18 protein-coding genes are annotated in these 13,481 nt (G+C 63.7%); 7 read left to right on the forward strand and 11 right to left on the reverse strand.

The genetic code is table 11. The features are described 5' to 3' along the window. Positions 1-154: 154 nt before the first annotated feature. The 3 genes from EGJ09_RS25265 to EGJ09_RS25275 are packed head-to-tail and all read right to left on the reverse strand — an operon-like array spanning position 155 to position 1,968. On the reverse strand, positions 155-676 hold the full coding sequence (locus EGJ09_RS25265) for a DUF2937 family protein (protein ID WP_125925085.1): 522 nt from the start codon (positions 674-676) through the stop codon (positions 155-157). 9 nt (positions 677-685) lie between these two features. After that, the gene (locus tag EGJ09_RS25270; RefSeq protein WP_012315711.1) at positions 686-1,459 is read right to left on the reverse strand and encodes a class II glutamine amidotransferase; all 774 of its coding nucleotides are present in this window, start codon (positions 1,457-1,459) and stop codon (positions 686-688) included. 14 nt (positions 1,460-1,473) lie between these two features. Further along, positions 1,474-1,968, reverse strand: a complete 495-nt coding sequence (locus EGJ09_RS25275) for a hypothetical protein (RefSeq protein ID WP_012315712.1) — start codon at positions 1,966-1,968, stop codon at positions 1,474-1,476. A gap of 82 nt (positions 1,969-2,050) precedes the next feature. Between EGJ09_RS25275 and EGJ09_RS25280 the strand changes: the two genes are divergently transcribed. Then, on the forward strand, positions 2,051-4,093 hold the full coding sequence (locus tag EGJ09_RS25280) for a S9 family peptidase (RefSeq protein WP_125925086.1): 2,043 nt from the start codon (positions 2,051-2,053) through the stop codon (positions 4,091-4,093). Positions 4,094-4,206: 113 nt separating this feature from the next. Continuing rightward, positions 4,207-4,674: a Crp/Fnr family transcriptional regulator gene (locus tag EGJ09_RS25285; RefSeq protein WP_115275498.1), complete on the forward strand. Its 468-nt coding sequence runs from the start codon at positions 4,207-4,209 to the stop codon at positions 4,672-4,674. Here EGJ09_RS25285 and EGJ09_RS25290 read toward each other — a convergent pair. Continuing rightward, on the reverse strand, positions 4,671-4,949 hold the full coding sequence (locus EGJ09_RS25290; RefSeq protein ID WP_125925087.1) for a hypothetical protein: 279 nt from the start codon (positions 4,947-4,949) through the stop codon (positions 4,671-4,673). The two genes, EGJ09_RS25285 and EGJ09_RS25290, sit on opposite strands and share 4 nt — an antisense overlap. Positions 4,950-5,080: 131 nt before the next feature. Between EGJ09_RS25290 and EGJ09_RS25295 the strand changes: the two genes are divergently transcribed. The 3 genes from EGJ09_RS25295 (at position 5,081) to EGJ09_RS25305 (ending at position 6,452) form a co-directional block, all read left to right on the forward strand. Then, positions 5,081-5,452: a YajD family HNH nuclease gene (locus tag EGJ09_RS25295; protein WP_012315716.1), complete on the forward strand. Its 372-nt coding sequence runs from the start codon at positions 5,081-5,083 to the stop codon at positions 5,450-5,452. Positions 5,453-5,524: 72 nt separating this feature from the next. Continuing rightward, on the forward strand, positions 5,525-5,995 hold the full coding sequence (locus tag EGJ09_RS25300) for an RNA methyltransferase (RefSeq protein WP_115274091.1): 471 nt from the start codon (positions 5,525-5,527) through the stop codon (positions 5,993-5,995). A gap of 115 nt (positions 5,996-6,110) precedes the next feature. Next, positions 6,111-6,452, forward strand: coding sequence for a DUF2892 domain-containing protein (locus EGJ09_RS25305; RefSeq protein WP_115274090.1), 342 nt, complete (start codon positions 6,111-6,113; stop codon positions 6,450-6,452). Between the two features lie 46 nt (positions 6,453-6,498). Here EGJ09_RS25305 and EGJ09_RS25310 read toward each other — a convergent pair whose 3' ends face one another. From EGJ09_RS25310 to EGJ09_RS25335, 6 genes are all read right to left on the reverse strand, one after another. After that, a complete protein-coding gene (locus EGJ09_RS25310) occupies positions 6,499-7,707 on the reverse strand; it encodes a hypothetical protein (protein WP_125925088.1) in 1,209 nt (402 codons plus the stop codon). 41 nt (positions 7,708-7,748) lie between these two features. Continuing rightward, positions 7,749-8,198 (reverse strand): YcgN family cysteine cluster protein, encoded by a 450-nt coding sequence (locus tag EGJ09_RS25315; protein ID WP_042112095.1) that lies wholly within the window; start codon positions 8,196-8,198, stop codon positions 7,749-7,751. A 187-nt stretch (positions 8,199-8,385) separates the two neighbouring features. Next, entirely contained in the window at positions 8,386-9,318 is a 933-nt protein-coding gene (locus EGJ09_RS25320; RefSeq protein ID WP_125925089.1) for a D-2-hydroxyacid dehydrogenase, read from the reverse strand. A 78-nt stretch (positions 9,319-9,396) separates the two neighbouring features. Then, positions 9,397-9,690 carry a YcgL domain-containing protein gene (locus EGJ09_RS25325; RefSeq protein ID WP_012315722.1) on the reverse strand — a complete coding sequence of 98 codons (294 nt, stop codon included), beginning with the start codon at positions 9,688-9,690 and terminating at the stop codon, positions 9,397-9,399. Then, entirely contained in the window at positions 9,687-10,820 is a 1,134-nt protein-coding gene (gene rnd, locus EGJ09_RS25330) for a ribonuclease D (RefSeq protein WP_115274087.1), read from the reverse strand. The genes EGJ09_RS25325 and rnd overlap by 4 nt, the downstream gene beginning before the upstream one ends. Positions 10,821-10,905: 85 nt before the next feature. Next, on the reverse strand, positions 10,906-11,271 hold the full coding sequence (locus EGJ09_RS25335; RefSeq protein WP_046788014.1) for a 5-carboxymethyl-2-hydroxymuconate Delta-isomerase: 366 nt from the start codon (positions 11,269-11,271) through the stop codon (positions 10,906-10,908). A 115-nt stretch (positions 11,272-11,386) separates the two neighbouring features. Between EGJ09_RS25335 and EGJ09_RS25340 the strand changes: the two genes are divergently transcribed. After that, on the forward strand, positions 11,387-11,623 hold the full coding sequence (locus EGJ09_RS25340; protein WP_012315725.1) for a YdcH family protein: 237 nt from the start codon (positions 11,387-11,389) through the stop codon (positions 11,621-11,623). Positions 11,624-11,691: 68 nt separating this feature from the next. Here EGJ09_RS25340 and EGJ09_RS25345 read toward each other — a convergent pair whose 3' ends face one another. Beyond that, on the reverse strand, positions 11,692-12,876 hold the full coding sequence (locus EGJ09_RS25345) for a PLP-dependent aspartate aminotransferase family protein (RefSeq protein WP_115274086.1): 1,185 nt from the start codon (positions 12,874-12,876) through the stop codon (positions 11,692-11,694). A gap of 122 nt (positions 12,877-12,998) precedes the next feature. On the opposite strand from EGJ09_RS25345, the gene EGJ09_RS25350 reads away from it, so the two are divergent. Then, positions 12,999-13,460: an Lrp/AsnC family transcriptional regulator gene (locus EGJ09_RS25350; protein WP_012315727.1), complete on the forward strand. Its 462-nt coding sequence runs from the start codon at positions 12,999-13,001 to the stop codon at positions 13,458-13,460. Positions 13,461-13,481: the final 21 nt, after the last annotated feature.

The raw sequence follows: 13,481 nt of genomic DNA on the forward strand, positions 1-13,481 counted from the left end.
ATTTGCCCTGATGAAGAAGAAGGAGGAATACGTAAGCAGAACGGCCTAAAGACCGTTGTTTACAACCATAGAATCTCTCACAGCTCTCACGGACAGTGATTTATTTGTGGCAGCCGGCTTGCCGGCGGTAGAGCCGGGCCTGACCCAGCAGGGATCAACGCCAGCTCTCTTTCACCGCCTTGCGCCGCCCACCGAGAATGACCCAGGCAATTCCCAGCAACAGGCTTTCGACGACAAACGCCAGCACAAACCCCGCACCGACGCCCCAGCCAATCGCCTCCGGCACCAGCAGAATCTGATAGCTGTACCCCTTGAGCGTCTCTTCACGCATTTGCGGGTCGGGCTGCACTAGCACATGCCAGGTGCGGCTGACCCACGAGCCTTGCAGCGCCTGCCACTCGTTCTCGAGCACCTGGTTGCGGATCAGCAGGCTTTCTATGCTGTTGGCATCGCTGTTGAACACCACATCGTCACTGCTGCGGTAATGCCGCACCAGCGCCTGCAAATCGCCCTTGAAGAAGCGTTCGGCGGTCTGTTTGAAGCCATCGAGTGCCTGGCGCGATTCGAACAGGTGCGCCTCGACCCGCTGGCTGTAATCCTTGACCAGCCCAGGCACCTGGATACCGGCCAGCAGGCCGAAGGTGAACAGCAGCAACCGCAGGTAACTTCTGAACATGCAGCGTCCTTAGCTCTGGCCTTGCGAAACGCACTCTCCGTGCCGCCACAGGCCCCATTGGCCGGGTTCGTAGCGCCGCCAGGTCTCGTTCTCGGTCAAGGCCTCGGTGGCAATCACCGTGACCACGTCATTGGGGGTGGTTTGGGTGTGAAAGTCGACGATCAGGTCGACATCCTTCAAACGCGCCGCGCCAAAGGGGGCGCGACGGGTAATGTGTACCAGCTTGGTCGAACAGAAGCAGAACAGCCAGTCACCATTGCTGAGCAGGCAGTTGAACACGCCCTTGCCGCGATACTCGGCACAGGCTTCGACCAGCACCGGCAGCAGCTGTTCCACTGCGACCGGCTCAGGGAAAGCCGCGCGGATGCGGTTGAGCAAGTCGCAAAAGGCTGCTTCGCTGTCGGTGTCGCCCACCGGCCGGTAAAAGGTCGCCTCGCCCTTGAACGCCCCCAGCTGGCCGTTGTGGGCGAAGCACCAGTTACGGCCCCACATCTCGCGCACGAACGGGTGCGTATTGGACAGGCACACCTGGCCGACATTGGCCTGGCGAATGTGGCCAATGACCACTTCGCTCTTGATCGGATAACGCTGCACCAGGTTGGCGACTTCCGACTCGCTGCTCGCTGCCGGGTCCTGGAAAAGCCGCAGGCCGCGGCCCTCGTAGAAACCGATGCCCCAGCCGTCACGGTGCGGGCCGGTACGGCCGCCGCGCTGCATCAGGCCGGTGAAGCTGAAGACGATGTCGGTGGGGACGTTGGCGCTCATGCCCAGCAGTTCGCACATGGTGATGCCTCCGCTTACAGACGTGGCTCGACCCGGCCACCAGAAGGTGCGGCAGGCGGTGGGTCATTGCGGTAACGGTCACCGCGTTCGGCGGCCAGCGGCGCCCCGACGCCCACTTGGTCATCCTCGGCAGCCAGGCGTTTGGCGGCGGCCTCCTGCTGCTCGCGACGCTCGCGGGCACGCTTTTCCAGCGGCCAGCGCAGCAGCACGAAGGCCAGGTACAGGCCAAAGGCGATCAGGCCGTACATGGCAAAGTCCGATACCGCGCGCCAGGCGTTGTTGCCCACCTTGAAGGCAACGTCCAGGGCAGTGATGGCGATGGCCGGGGCCATGGCATCCTTGCCCGGGTCGACGACGGTCGGCGTCAACAACAGGACCGCGAGGATCACCCGCAGCGGCTCACGCAGCCAGCGCCACATCCAGCCAGTGAGTTTGAAACCCACCCAGAGACAACCCAGGGCAGCAACAGCGTAAAGGCCCCAGGCGAGGGTATAGTCGTTCTCGGTCATGGTGATCGTGCAAGCCAGGCAAAGAGTTGCCTATGATAAACACTTTTCCGGGCGCAGGCGCCCCCCAGCCAAGAGATCCCCGATGCCCAACGCGCTCCAGCCCCCCATCGCCCGCCAAGACCAGGCCACCGACCCTTACGCCTGGTTGCAACAGCGCGACACCCCTGAGGTGCTCGAGTACCTGCAGGCCGAAAACGCCTACCAGCAAGCCTGCCTGGCGGACCAGGCGCCCCTGCGCGAACAGCTGTTCGAAGAGATCAAGGGCCGTATCCTGGAAACCGACCTGTCGCTGCCCTCCCCCTGGGGCCCGTACCTCTATTACACCCGCACCACGGCAGGCGATGAATACCCGCGCCACTATCGCTGCCCACGGCCTGCGGATGACGCCAACACGGTGGACGAAAGCCAGGAACAGCTGCTGCTCGACCCCAACGCCTTGGCCAACGGCGGCTTTCTGGCCCTTGGCGGCTTCAGCGTCAGCCCCGATCACCGCCTGCTGGCCTACAGCCTCGACACCAGCGGCGACGAGGTCTACACCCTGTACGTCAAGGACCTGGCCAGCGGCAACCTGACCGCCCTGCCCTTCGACGACTGCGACGGCAGCCTGACCTGGGCCAACGACAGCCAGACGCTGTTCTTTGCCGAACTGGACGACACCCACCGCCCGTGGCGGCTGCGCCGTCACACGTTGGGCGAAACCGGCGCGCAGACCGTATTCGAAGAGCCGGACGGGCGTTTTTTCCTGCATTGCTACCGCGCCAGCTCCGAGCGCCAGCTGGTCCTGCTGCTCAACAGCAAGACCACCAGCGAAGCCTGGGTGCTGGACGCTGAAACGCCACGGGCGGCATTTACCTGCCTGGCACCGCGCGCCGAGGGCCACGAGTATTTCCCCGACCACGGCCAGCTCGATGGCCAGTGGCGCTGGTTCATCCGCAGCAACCAGGACGGCATCAATTTCGCCCTGTACCAGGCAGCGGCAGACCAGGTGCCCACGCGCGAGCAATGGCAGGTGCTGGTGCCGCACCGCGACGACATCATGCTCGAAGGCCTTAGCCTCAACGCCAGCGCCCTCACTTTGAGCCTGCGTGAAGGCGGCCTGCCGATCATCGAAGTGCGCCCGCAAGGCACGCCGGCCTACCGCGTCGAGTTGCCTGACGCGGCCTATAGCCTGTACGTACAGGACAGCCTGGAGTTCGCCAGCACGCGCATCCGCCTGCGCTACGAGGCACTCAACCGCCCGGCCCAGGTGCGTCAGCTGGACCTGGCCACGGGCGCGCAGACAGTGCTCAAGCAAACCCCGGTGCTGGGCGAGTTCGATGCCGACGACTACGTCAGCGAACGCCTGTGGGCCACCGCCGCCGACGGCACCCAGGTACCGATCAGCCTGGTGCGCCGCAAACAAGACCAGGGCAAGACGGTCCCCCTCTACCTGTACGGTTACGGTGCCTACGGCGAGAGCCTCGACCCGTGGTTCTCGCACGCCCGCCTGAGCTTGCTGCAACGCGGTGTGGCCTTTGCCATCGCCCATGTGCGCGGTGGCGGCGAGCTGGGTGAAGCCTGGTACCGCGCCGGCAAGCAGGAGCACAAGCACAACAGCTTCAGCGACTTCATCGCCTGCGCCGAGCACCTGATCGCTAAAGGCGTGACAGCCTCCGACCGCTTGGCCATCAGTGGCGGCAGCGCCGGTGGCCTGCTGATGGGCGCGGTGCTCAACCTGCGCCCGGATCTGTTCCGCTGCGCCATCGCCGAAGTGCCGTTCGTGGATGTGCTCAACACCATGCTCGACCCCGAGCTGCCATTGACCGTCACCGAGTACGACGAATGGGGCAACCCGCAAGAGCCGCAGGTGTATGAGCGGATCAAGGCCTACGCCCCCTACGAGAACGTCAGCGCCCAGGCCTACCCGGCCATGCTGGTGGTCGCTGGCTACAACGACAGCCGCGTGCAGTACTGGGAGGCGGCCAAGTGGGTGGCGCGCCTGCGTACGCGCAAGACCGACAGCAACCTGCTGCTGCTCAAGACCGAAATGGGGGCCGGCCACGGCGGCATGAGTGGGCGCTACCAGGGGTTGCGAGACGTGGCACTTGAATATGCGTTCGTCTTCAATGAGCTGGGCGTGGTGTAAAACGCGCTTTTCGTTGTCATAGGGTCGCAGGGCCAATGGCCCTGATTGCCGGCAAGCCGACGATCGGGGCCGCCCAGAAACTTTCGGACAACACCCGCCAAGAAGAACGACACATGCCCGACCAGACCCATCTCAGCGCCGAAATCCGCGACATGCTCATGGACTGCGACCTGTTCGATACCTTGCAGCCCGCTGACTTTCATACCGCCGCAGGCTACTTCAGCCTCGCCACCCTGGTCGAAGGCGAAACCATCTTCAACGAAGGCGACGCCGGCACCTTCATGTGCATCCTGCACCACGGTGTGGTTTCAGTGCGCAAGACCGACGCCCACGGCGCCCAGGTAGAAATCGCCACGCTGCGCAGTGGCCGCGCCTTCGGCGAAATGGCCGTGCTCGACGGCGAGCGCCGCTCGGCCAGCTGCCTGGCCGCTAGCGACTGCCTACTGCTGACCTTGGGCAAGGATTCGCTGGAAAAGATGCTCAACGAAGCCCCACGCATCGCCGCGCGGATCATCCGCGCACTGGCCGTAGCCTTGTCGAAGCGCCTGCGAATGCAGGACGGGCAGCGCCTGGCGCTTTAGTCATCATTCGCCGGCGGCTTGGGCGGTTCCGTACGCAAACCAGGCAATGGCTGATCCTTCGGCGGCCCGGGCACCGGCATGGGCGGCAGCAGCGGCGCGCCGGGCTGGCTGTCGTAGGCCTTGGGTACAGTGCTCGGGGTAATCTGAGGGTACGGCGTGGGCGTTGCCGTGCCAGGCGCCCCGGGCACCGGTGTAGTGATACGCGGCGGCGTGCCGGCGGCATGCGCCAAGGGCAGGCCGGCTAACAGCAGCGCGGCGAGGATCGCATGAAACATCAGCAACCTCCTGTCTGAACATTCCTACAGGCTACGCCTTAATACACGTTTCCGCCTGTCCGCTTGCCCTGCAAGCGCGCTAGACTCGTTGGCATAACCGTTACCTGCCTGATCAGAACAAAGGAAACACCATGAGTTCGGCATCCACGTCCGCCGCCACCGCCCGCCTCGACCGCATCCTCGCCGACGCCAAGCGCGACAAAGAGATGGGCTACCGCGACAAAGCCCTGAGAATGTACCCGCACGTGTGCGGCCGTTGCGCCCGTGAGTTCGCCGGCAAGCGCCTGAGCGAGCTGACCGTGCATCACCGTGACCACAACCACGACAACAACCCCCAGGACGGCTCCAACTGGGAGCTGCTGTGCCTGTACTGCCACGACAACGAGCACTCGCGCTATACCGACCAGCAGTACTTCAGCGAAGGCTCCACCAGCACCCCGAGCATTGCCAAGGCCACGCACAACCCGTTCGCCGGGCTGGCTGGCTTGCTGAAGAAAGACTGACTGTCGACACAGCCCCCCGCTGCTGCCGGCGAGCCCGTATAATCGCGCTTTTTTTGCGAAGGGCCCCGGCACGTGGCAAACAAACGGTACAGCTGCATCGGCCTGTTCAACCCAAAATCTGCAGAGAACGTAGGTTCGGTGATGCGCGCAGCGGGTTGCTACGGCGTCAACTCGGTGTTCTACACCGGCAAGCGCTACGAGCGCGCCCGCGACTTCGTCACTGACACCAAGCGCGTGCACTACGATATTCCGCTGATCGGCATCGACGACCTGCAGCGCATCATCCCGCTGGGTTGCACACCCGTTGCAGTGGAGTTGGTGGAAGGTGCACGGCCCCTGCCTGACTACACCCACCCTGATCGCGCCATCTATATCTTCGGGCCGGAAGACGGCAGTCTCGATGCCAGCGTGCGCGCATGGTGTGAAGAAACCATCTACATCCCTACCGAAGGCTGCATGAACCTCGCCGCGACGGTGAATGTGGTGCTATACGACCGTTTGGCCAAGGGGCTCAATACCCGCTCGGGCCCCAAGTTCAAGTAGCCGGGCAACGCGCAGCGCCCTCCCAACACTGGCAATTGCGACCACTTGGCAACCCGACTGAACGTGTGCAGCAGGCAGCTGGTCAGCTGCTTACACTTCAGATGGAGGGCTTGCCATGCTCGATATTCATTCCACTACGGCGTCACAGGACCATAACGTACAGGGCCTGGAACGGGTCGGTTCACTGGCCGGTGGTGCGCTGATGTTCACCAAGGGTATGCGCCACGGCGGGCTGGTCGGGCTGCTGCAGATGGCGGTCGGTGGCCTTGCGGTGGCTCGCGGAGTCAGCGGCCATTGCTCGACCAAGGCCTGGTGGCAGAAGCATCGACAGGAATATCACCGCTTGCGCTCGGACATCGAACGCAGTGCGACGGAGCTGGAGGCGCTCAAACGCAGTGCCGAGGCGGCGACGCGCGGGGTGACGGTAACGGGGAAAGACCCGCTCACGGGTAGTTGATCAGTTGTTTTTAATGGCCCTGTCGCCAGCAGGGCCAGCCTGCAAGCTAACGCAACGCCTTGCTCTGCAAGACCTCGGATCGCCGCCCCAGCACGTTCTCACTGATCTGCACGAACTCCTCGGTGCTCACCTTCGGCAAGCGCATCAGCGCCTGCGTCACATCATCCAGTGAGCGCTTGGCCTGGGTGTGGATGCGGATCTCCTTGTCCAGCGCCTGCAACAGCAAAACCCCGCGGGCAACCTGGGCCGGGCTTGCCCGCTCGCCGCGCAACTGGGTGACCTTGGCACCCTGCTTCTGCAAACGCGCCTGCCACACCTGGTAGCGGTCATCGCTCACCCCCCCGGCCCGGCGCAGCAACTCGTTGGCGTAATAATCGGTGAGGCTCTGGCTAAGCCAGTCGCTGTCAGCACTCACATGAACCTGCGCAAACAGCTGCACCAGTTCACGCAGCACAGGGCTGTTACCGCTCTCGCTGACCATGGGCCGGGCACTGTGCAGGTATATCGAGCCCCGCGCTGCCATTGCTCCGCGCCACATGCCATCACGGGCCCCCACCAACAGCAGCTTTGCCGGGTTGCGTGGGAATACCGCCTGCAGGTGTGGCCAGACGAAGGTCAGCAGGGTGAGATTGTCCATGCGGCGCATGCCCTGCCCCACCGGGGCCGCCACCGTCACGTCGGTCTCGCCCAGACGCGCACGTCGGCTGCCAAGGTCGCCGGCCAGCATCCAGCCAGTCGGGCGATCGAACAGGCGCGATACATTGTCGATACGGAACTTGTCCTTGCCGATGCGCGGCCAGGAGGTTTCGATGCTTTTCCAGCCCTCAGGCAGGTCGACCGACAAGCGCGCCACCAGTTCGGTGCCGTCTTGCTGGTCAAGGCGTGCCGGTGGCACCAGCTGGTCACCCAGGAACAACGCCCAGTGAGGGGTAATGCGCGAGGAATAGGCGCCGCTGCGTACTTTCTCGTCCAGCTTGACCCGGTAGCTGAGGCTGGTCTTGCCCGCCGCCGGGTGCCACACACCGCGCTCCCCCTGCACCTGCCACTGGCCGTCAGCCTGGAAACCGCTATAAGCGCCCTGCTTGCCCAGGTCAAAGTCGAGGCTACGCACCGCATTGCCGTCTGCCAGGGTCAGGCGCACTTCGGCCTGGCCATTGGCAGGCAACAGCCGCACCTGGTAGTCGAGGTCGACCTTCTTCGCCCAGGCAGGCGAGCTGGCCACAAGGCCCAGCAGGAGCAACAGCTGGCAACGCATACAGAAACTCCTTGTTTCCCAGAGGCGACGGAGGATGCCGCTCAGCTGGCGCGAAAAATCAGGTGGTCTTCCCAGTCGTCTTCGTCCACATCCTGCTCCCTGAGCATACGCCCCGACTGGGAAATGCGCTGTTCATGCACCTGGCTGCGGTCGCCGCAGACCAGGTGGTGCCATGCCGGCAGGTCCTTGCCCTCGCTGACCAGACGATACCCGCAGGTGCTCGGCAGCCACTTGAACTGGTCCGCCTTGCCAGGGGTGAGCTGGATGCAATCGGGCACCTGGGCGAAACGGTTGGGGTAGTCGCTGCACTGGCAGGTGTTCATGTCCAGCAGCTTGCAGGCAATACGGGTGTAATAGACGCTGTTGTCGTCCTCGTCCTCGAGCTTTTGCAGGCAGCACAGGCCACAGCCGTCACACAGCGATTCCCACTCTTGCGGGTCGAGTTGTTCGAGGGTCTTGCGCCGCCAGAACGGCGCGCTTTCAGCGATCATCACACGGGTTTCCTGCATTGGGCCTGCGCCAGGCTTCATGCTGGAAGCTCCAGGCAATTGCGGCGCGTATGGCTTTTTTCTGGTGGCTTGCAGCTTGAGTGTTTGTAGCTGGGCGCCATGGCGGCGCCAGTCTAGAGCCTGGCCTTCGGCAATGCCAGACCGCTTGTCAGTAGCGACCGGCTGCAGCTCAATAGCCCCGCGCGAAATCCACTTCGCCACGCAACCCTTGCCCTGCCTGGTATTGCCGCACGTTCTCGACAAACAGCCGTACCATCGCCGCCGGCGAAGTCGGTGCCGAGCTATGCCCGGTCAGCAACAACCCCCACGCCGTCCAGAACGGGTGACGCTGCGGCAACGGCTCCTGCCGGCACACATCGATCACCGCGCCCGCCAGATCCCCCTGCTTCAGCGCCTCGACCAGGTCAGCATCGACCACCGCCACCCCACGCCCGGCATTGATGAACAGCGCACTGGGCCGGAAGCACTTGAACAGCGCGGCATCATAAAGGTCATGGGTTGCCGGGGTATCCGGCAACAGGTTGAGCACGTAATCGGCCTGCCCGACCATCCGTGGCAAATCAGCCAACCCGGCGACCTCGACGAACGGCGCCTGCTCGCGGGGCGTGCTGGCGATGCCATAGAGGGTCACGCCAAACGGCAAGAGAAATTCGGCCACGCGTTGGCCGATATCGCCGGTACCCACGATCAACACCTTGCGCCCTTCAAGCGTGCGCCCCGGGCGGTCGTCCCAACGGCGCTCCACCTGGCTCACCAGCCGAGACAGCACTTCGCGCTCGTGCCCCAGCATATAGGTGAGCATGTACTCGGCCATCACCTGGCCAAAGATGCCGACCGCACGGGTCAGGCGGTAATCACGCGGCAAGCCATCGGCCAGCAAGGGCATGATGCCGGCCCAGGTCGATTGCATCCAGGCCGGCTTGTGGCCCTGGCGCAGCAGACTGGCAAGCAGGTCTGGCTGGCCCAGCCAGACCGGGCACTGGGGTGCCTGCAAGGCCAGTTCGGCGGAATCGCCGCTGGTCAGGATTTCCAGGTCCGGGGCCGCTTCAGCCAGCAGGCGGGCGTAGTTGGCATGATCCTGCTCAGCGATCAGAACGCGCATCAAAGTGACAACCTTGGCAGACAACGCAGGCGGCCCGGCATGCGGGCCACCTTGGGGTGTGAAGGGAGAGTGGCCGGGTCAGACCGGGTCGTTTCGGCGCAGAAGTTCTTCCGGCAAATGCTCGATGTACTCGTCCTCGGCCGGCGGCATTTGCAGGTGGTAACCCTGGTTTTCGAGGTTGTCCAGCACCTTGACGATGTCCTCGCGGGCCAGCTTGCGCTCGGGGCTCAGCACCAGGTCGAAGGCATGCACGGGCGTGCCGAAGAACGGCAGCAGCGCCTCGGGCACGCGCTCCAGGCCCTCGGCCTTGAGTACGTAGAGGTACATTTCGTTCTTGCGGGGGCTCTTGTAGATCGAGCAGATACGTTTCATCGGGTTTCTCCGGCGCCCGCCAGGTCGTCCAGCAGGGCCTGGCCCATCCGCTCACGGCGCCAGCCGCGCAGCGAATCGGGCAGTTGATAGGGGCCATTGGGGTAGCCGCTCTTGAGCAAGGCTTCCAGGGCCTTTTTGCGCAGCATCAGCTCCGGGGCAATGCCCAAGCGCTCGCCTTCGGCCTGGCCGATGGCGCGCAGGCGCTTGAGGATGCCGGCCGCTTCGATCGGCAGCGGTTCGGGCAACGTGGCCGGCCATTGCTCAGGCGGCAGGCTGGCGGCGCGCTTGATCAGCTCGATCAGGAAGGCGCCATCCTGGCGGATGGTGCGTGGGTGCATTTCATCGATCTTGGCCAGGGCCGACAGGTTGTCCGGCTGGTTCTTGGCCATTGGCCACAGCGAGTGTTCCTTGAGGATACGGTTGCGCGGCACATCGCGGCTGCGTGCTTCACGCTCGCGCCAGGCGCACAGCTCGCGGAGCACCGCCAGTTGCTGGCGGCCCAGCTTCCAGGCCAGCTTGACATCGCGGTACAGGGTCTCGGGCTCGACCTCACGGCGCAACGCCGCCACCAGTTCGGCACCGTCTTCCAGCACCCACGCGTACTTGTCGTCGGACAGCCGGGGGCGCAAGGCCGCAAACAGTTCGGCCAGGTGCACGGCATCTTCGGCGGCGTAGCTGACCTGGGTGTCCGACAGCGGGCGCTGCAGCCAGTCCGAGCGGGTTTCACCCTTGGGCAGCTCAAGGCCCAGCACTTCTTGGACCAGGCGCGAATAGCCCATGGAGAAGCCCAGGTTCAGGTAGCCTGCGGCCAACTGCGTGTCGAACAGCGGCTGGGGCAGCTTGCCGGTCAGGCGCAGCAGCACTTCGAGGTCTTCGCTGCAGGCATGCAGCACCTTGACCACGCCGGCATCCTCTAGCAGTTCGCCCAGCGGCTGCCAGTCGCCGATCAGCAACGGGTCGATGAGATAAGCCCGCTCGCCGTCACCGATCTGGATCAGGCCGGCTTTCGGGTAAAAGGTGTCGACCCGCATGAATTCGGTGTCGAGCGCCACAAAGGGCAATGTGCGCCACCTCTGGCAGAGTTCGGCCAGGGTCTGGTCGTCACGGATCCAGTGTATTTCGATGGCCACGAGGCTCTCCCACAAACATTGGCGCGCAGTATATACGGCGCGGGCACTGCGGGTGAAACCTGACGAACATCTGCGCCGACGGCGGTCAGCCTGGCAAGCGAAGCTTGGCGTAAGGCTCGCGGTCGATATCCAGCACTTCCACGCACAATTGCAGGTCTACGCCCGCCTGCTCAGGTATGGCCTCACGCAGTACCTCCAGCAAGCTGGCGGACAATTGCTTCTTTACCTCCGCCGGGCGCCCGCTGAGGATGGCCAGGCGCACATGGGCAAACGCCCGCTCGGCCGGTGCTGTGCCCACCCGGTAATGGGCGAACGCCTGGGCGCGGCTTTTGATGTCCGCCTCATCGGCAAACTGGCCGCTGCCGACCAGGGCGTGATTCAGGCGCAGCAGCAGTACCTCGACATTCAGCTCGCGCAAGTTGTCGCTGTATTCCAGGTTCAGGTGAGGCATGGCACAGGTTCCAGGCGTTGGGGGAAGCGACAGCCTACCCCAGTCCCCTACCCGCGCAAAGGCGGCTATCCTCAAAGGTCAGGACCTTACTGACAACCCTGACAGAGGTGAAGAAATGCCAGTTCCGCATGATCTGCTCGCTGACTTGCACGTTACCGCCGATGCATTCCAGGCACTGATAGACAAGGACCAGACGCTGCATGCCCTGCACAAGGAATACAACGCCAAAGACAAGGAGGTGGTAGCCGCCGAAGGCAATGGGACCAACGACGATACCGTCAACCGCCTGCGCAAGGAGCGCCTGCTGATCAAGGACAAGATCGAGCGAATCATTCATCCGCCGAAATCCTGATGGCTCTCTGCTGAATCAATCGGCCTGTCGCCGGCAAGCCCGCTTGCCGGCGACAGGCCCAACACCCGTTACACAGCAGCCGATGCGTTCAAAGCCCCGTCCAGGTCTTCGATCAGGTCCCGGTAATCCTCGATCCCGATCGACAGCCGCAACAGGCTTTCACTGATGCCCATCACCCCCTTCTGCTCGGGGCTCAGTGAGTTGTGCGACATGCTCCAGGAGTGGTTGATCATGCTCTCCACGCCGCCCAGCGAATCGGCCAGGACAAAGATCTGCAATGCCTCCACCAGGCGGTTGAGCGCCGCCCGATCACCGTTCTTGACCTTCATTGCCACCACCGCCCCGCCAGCGCGCATCTGGCGTTTGCACAGCGCGTGCTGCGGGTGGCTCTCCAGGCCCGGGTAATACACCTGCTCGATCTGCGGATGGCTTTCCAGAAAGCGTGCCACCTGCAGGGCATTGGCACACTGGCGCTCCATGCGCACGTCGAGGGTTTTCAGGCCACGCAGGGCCAGGTAACAGTCGAACGGACCCTGGATTGCCCCCACGGCCATGCTGATCTTGCGCAGGCGCCCCAGCAAGGCGTCATTGGCAGCCACCACCACGCCGCCGGTCAGGTCGGAGTGGCCGCCAATGTATTTGCTGGCCGAATGCATCACCAGGTCCACACCGAGGGTGATCGGCCGCTGGTTCCACGGCGAGCAGAAGGTGTTGTCGATGCAGGTGAGGATGCCACGCGCCCGCGCCAGGTCGCAGACCGCCTTGATGTCGACCAGGTGCAGCAACGGGTTGGTCGGCGACTCGATCCAGATCAACTGGGTTTCGGGTTTGATCGCCGCCGCTACGGCCGCGACATCGTTGAGGTCGACATAGGTGGTGGTAAGGCCCGACGTGCGTGCGCGGTAGTCTTCAAGAATGCGGAAGGTACCGCCGTAGACACCGTTCATCACCACCACATGAGCGTCCTTGGGGAGCAGCTCCAGCACCGTGGCGGTGGCGTTTACACCCGAGGCACAGGCCACCGCGCCAACACCCTCTTCAAGCGCCGCGACACAGCTTTCATAGGCATGCCGGGTCGGGTTGCCGACGCGGCTGTAGGCGTACTCGGGGTTGTCATCGAGGCTGCGCTTGATATACGAGCTGGCGGTGTAGATAGGCGGGAAGATCGCGTTGTCGGCGACACTGAACTGCTCACCGGCGTGGATGGTACGGGTGGCGAAATTGCGCGGCTTGTCGGACATGGTCGGGCCCATTGGCAGATGTAAGTGCGCAACTATCGCACAAACACCTGCCGCCACAACGCCGGCGGTTGCGGGAATTTTTTCTATCGTTGGGGTAATCTGGGGAATATTTTCCTGACCGCCAGCGGATCCTCATGGACAGTTTCGACCAGCACATCCTCACCCTGCTCCAGCGCGACGCCTCGCTCTCGCTCAAGGACCTGGCCGAAGCCGTCAACCTCTCCACCACCCCCTGCTGGAAGCGGGTCAAACGCCTGGAAGAGGATGGCTACATCCTCGGCCGCGTCGCCCTGCTCGACCCCGAACGCCTGGGCCTGGGCCTGACGGTATTCGTCCAGCTCAAGACTCAGCGCCACGACAGCGCCTGGCTTGAGCAGTTTGCCGAGACAGTGAAAGGCTTCGAGGAGGTGATGGAGTTCTATCGCATGTCTGGGGACTGGGATTACATGCTGCGGGTGGTGGTGGGCGATATCGCCGCCTACGACCGGTTCTACAAAAAGCTGATTACCAGCACCGATGGGCTCTCCAACATCACGTCCAGCTTTGCCATGGAGCAGATGAAATACACCACGGCTTTCCCGGTACACAGGCCCTGATCGGTGCCTGCCTTAGCGCCC

The organism is Pseudomonas sp. p106 (assembly GCF_003936645.1).
Classification (GTDB): Bacteria; Pseudomonadota; Gammaproteobacteria; order Pseudomonadales; family Pseudomonadaceae; genus Aquipseudomonas; species Aquipseudomonas putida_E.

Bases quoted from the DNA above. Each gene is read 5' to 3' on its own strand.
- EGJ09_RS25305 (WP_115274090.1), top strand. From the start codon at position 6,111: ATGCTCGATATTCATTCCACTACGGCGTCACAGGACCATAACGTACAG.
- EGJ09_RS25325 (WP_012315722.1), bottom strand. From the start codon at position 9,690: ATGAAACGTATCTGCTCGATCTACAAGAGCCCCCGCAAGAACGAAATG.
- EGJ09_RS25280 (WP_125925086.1), top strand. From the start codon at position 2,051: ATGCCCAACGCGCTCCAGCCCCCCATCGCCCGCCAAGACCAGGCCACC.
- EGJ09_RS25310 (WP_125925088.1), bottom strand. From the start codon at position 7,707: ATGCGTTGCCAGCTGTTGCTCCTGCTGGGCCTTGTGGCCAGCTCGCCT.
- EGJ09_RS25335 (WP_046788014.1), bottom strand. From the start codon at position 11,271: ATGCCTCACCTGAACCTGGAATACAGCGACAACTTGCGCGAGCTGAAT.
- EGJ09_RS25315 (WP_042112095.1), bottom strand. From the start codon at position 8,198: ATGATCGCTGAAAGCGCGCCGTTCTGGCGGCGCAAGACCCTCGAACAA.
- EGJ09_RS25265 (WP_125925085.1), bottom strand. From the start codon at position 676: ATGTTCAGAAGTTACCTGCGGTTGCTGCTGTTCACCTTCGGCCTGCTG.
- EGJ09_RS25320 (WP_125925089.1), bottom strand. From the start codon at position 9,318: ATGCGCGTTCTGATCGCTGAGCAGGATCATGCCAACTACGCCCGCCTG.
- EGJ09_RS25270 (WP_012315711.1), bottom strand. From the start codon at position 1,459: ATGTGCGAACTGCTGGGCATGAGCGCCAACGTCCCCACCGACATCGTC.
- EGJ09_RS25290 (WP_125925087.1), bottom strand. From the start codon at position 4,949: ATGTTTCATGCGATCCTCGCCGCGCTGCTGTTAGCCGGCCTGCCCTTG.
- EGJ09_RS25350 (WP_012315727.1), top strand. From the start codon at position 12,999: ATGGACAGTTTCGACCAGCACATCCTCACCCTGCTCCAGCGCGACGCC.
- EGJ09_RS25275 (WP_012315712.1), bottom strand. From the start codon at position 1,968: ATGACCGAGAACGACTATACCCTCGCCTGGGGCCTTTACGCTGTTGCT.
- EGJ09_RS25345 (WP_115274086.1), bottom strand. From the start codon at position 12,876: ATGGGCCCGACCATGTCCGACAAGCCGCGCAATTTCGCCACCCGTACC.
- EGJ09_RS25340 (WP_012315725.1), top strand. From the start codon at position 11,387: ATGCCAGTTCCGCATGATCTGCTCGCTGACTTGCACGTTACCGCCGAT.
- EGJ09_RS25285 (WP_115275498.1), top strand. From the start codon at position 4,207: ATGCCCGACCAGACCCATCTCAGCGCCGAAATCCGCGACATGCTCATG.
- EGJ09_RS25295 (WP_012315716.1), top strand. From the start codon at position 5,081: ATGAGTTCGGCATCCACGTCCGCCGCCACCGCCCGCCTCGACCGCATC.